Below are 2,549 nucleotides of genomic sequence, written 5' to 3'. Positions count from 1 at the left end.
CTGCCGCCACCCACGGCCAGCAGGCCGTCGGCGCCAGTTGCCCGTGCCATCGCCAGACAGTCGTCGATACAGCCGGACTCCGCGTCCGGGGCGGTGTCGGTAAATACACCCGCCAGGCGAACGCCGCCGGGGCCACGCTGCTCGTCAAACAGGGCTGCTACCTTGTCGACAATCCCCACATCTTTCAGGCCCTTGTCGCTGACCAGGAGAACTTTCTTGCTTCCCAGGCCGCTGAACAGGCCGGGCAGGCGGATGACAGTGCCGGGGCCCGCGTGAACCATGGTCCGCTGCCAGTATTGAAATGCGCCAGTGCTGGACATCTTTTTATTCCTCTATAGCGTTAATGACAGCCGGGCTCAGACGACCTGGTGAACCAGGCCGAAGAAGGCCTTGGCATTCGGGTCGGTCTCGAAGCTTGTCATGTAGTTCTTGGTTTCCAGGTAGCCTTCCAGGGACGCGATATTGATCTCGCGCCCGTAACCACTCTGCTTGTGGCCGCCGAAGGACATGTCGCCGGTGATCGCGTGCCAGTCGTTGACCCACACGGTGCCCGCCTCCAGCCGCTGGGCGACTGCCTGGGCGCCGATGGGGTCGCCGGTCCACACACCCGCGGACAGGCCGTAGCAGCTGTCGTTGGCCAGGGCGATGGCGTCCTCGACATCGCTGTACTTGATCACCGACAGTACCGGGCCGAAAATCTCCTCGTTGTAGATCTTCATGTCCGGGGTAACATCGGTGAAGATGGTGGGCTGCACAAACATCGCGTCGGAGTACTCGTCAACCTGCAGCGGCCCGCCGCCACAGGCGAGGGTCGCACCTTCTGCCTTGCCGGACTCCACATAGCCCAGCACCCGTTCGTAGTGCTCGCGGTAGGCCATGGGGCCCAGTGTAGTTTCAGGGGCAAACTGGCTGCCGGCCTTCAAATTGCCGACCAGCTCGACCATGCGCGCCACCAGTTCGTCGTGAATGGACTCGTGAACGAACAGGCGGGTGCCCGAGATACAGATTTGTCCCGAACCCAGCAGGAAGCCGAAAGTGGCGCCCCTGGCGGTCAGTTCGATGGGGGCATCTGGCAACACAATACCCGGCCCCTTGCCGCCCAGTTCCAGGGTCACCCGTTTCATGGTTTCGGCCGCCGCCTTCTGGATCATGGTGCCCGTACGACCAGAGCCGGTGAAGGAAATCTTGGCGACACCCGGGTGGGAGGACAGGGCTGCGCCCACGTCCTGGCCGTAGCCGGTAACCACGTTGACCACCCCGGGGGGCAGCAGGTCCTGCATCAGTTCCATCGCCCGCACCACCGCCAGCGAGGCGGTCTCGGCGGGCTTGATGACCACGGTGTTGCCCGCGGCAATCGCCGGCAGCATCTTGAGGAAAGCCAGGAACAGGGGGCCGTTCCAGGCAGTGATCAGGCCACAGACGCCCAGGGGCTGCTTCACCACCCGGACATCGTGCGCCTCGGGTGCGAGCCGCACCGGGGGATACTCGACAAAGGGGTAGCTTTCCAGCCCCTCGGCGAAGATCTGGATAAACTGCATGACCGCAGGAATATCGAAGCCCTTCAGACGAGTGACGCCGAGGCCGGTACAGGCCGCCTCCAGCGTCAGCAATTCCTCCAGGTTGGCACCCAGCACTAGCGCCATCCGGGCGATGATACCTGCACGTTCGCTGGTCGGGGTGTTTTTCCAGGTCTTGAACGCTTCTGCTGCCGCCGCGACAGCCGCGTCGACATCGGCGGCGTTACCCGCCGCGGCCTTGCCGGCAACCTGGCCGGATACGGGATCGATCAGGTCGATATACTGGCCGGATGATGGCGGAACGAACTCGCCGTTGATGATGTGTTGCTGGGTGGGGATGCTCACTGGGACCTCTCCCTGTTAGGTTGATGTGTTATTTGTGACACAGGCTAGACCCATCCCGGGTACCAGACTTGGCCCTAGCGACAAATAACCCGGCAAAACTGTCGGGGTTATACCCACAGGGCCTCGCCTGCAGATTCAAATGGAGGCCCTAAAAGCAGCACTTTTGCCTACGTAATCAAATTGTTATGCTAGCGCTATCCCGTTGAGGGCATAACGATAACGAGGGAACAACCGCAGGATGAGTGATTCCACATCCGCTACGACTATCGCCTCCTACACCATGGCCATCCACATGGCACTGGAAGCGAATGGCCACGATGCGGCCGCTGTATTTAAGGCCGCCGGGTTGAGTGACGCCCCCAGCCAGGATCCACTGGATCGCTATACCACCGTCCAGATGGCCACGCTGTTCCGGGAAGCGGTCAAATCTACCGGCAACCCCGCTTTCGGCTTGGTCGCCGCGCGCTTTCTCCACCCCTCCAATGTCCACGCCCTGGGCTATGCCCTGCTGGCCAGCGCCACCCTGCGGGACGCCTGTGAACGGCTGGTCTACTATTTCCGTATTGCCAGCAACCAGGGTTCCTATCGCATCGAGGAGAGCGAAGGCCGCTTCTGCCTGGTTCTGGAGGTAGTTGCAGACGGCGTCGCCTTTGAAACCATCGACGCCTGGAACGCCTTCATCATTCG

The 2,549-nt window shown here is 62.0% G+C and carries 3 protein-coding genes; 1 reads left to right on the top strand and 2 read right to left on the bottom strand.

Features of this window, described 5'->3' with window-relative positions:
• Positions 1-320, bottom strand: a 320-nt coding sequence (locus IB286_RS15290) for an iron-containing alcohol dehydrogenase (RefSeq protein WP_190767022.1), incomplete at its 3' end; no start/stop codon positions are given.
• A 36-nt stretch (positions 321-356) separates the two neighbouring features.
• On the bottom strand, positions 357-1,862 hold the full coding sequence (locus IB286_RS15285; protein WP_190767020.1) for an aldehyde dehydrogenase family protein: 1,506 nt from the start codon (positions 1,860-1,862) through the stop codon (positions 357-359).
• A 238-nt stretch (positions 1,863-2,100) separates the two neighbouring features.
• On the opposite strand from IB286_RS15285, the gene IB286_RS15280 reads away from it, so the two are divergent.
• On the top strand, positions 2,101-2,549 hold a 449-nt coding region (locus IB286_RS15280; protein WP_190767018.1), incomplete at its 3' end, for an AraC family transcriptional regulator ligand-binding domain-containing protein.

Origin of the sequence: Spongiibacter pelagi, assembly GCF_014705705.1 — a bacterium.
GTDB lineage: Bacteria > Pseudomonadota > Gammaproteobacteria > Pseudomonadales > Spongiibacteraceae > Spongiibacter > Spongiibacter pelagi.
The sequence above is the reverse complement of the archived record's forward strand: the minus strand, read 5'-3'. Positions and strand labels throughout refer to the sequence as shown.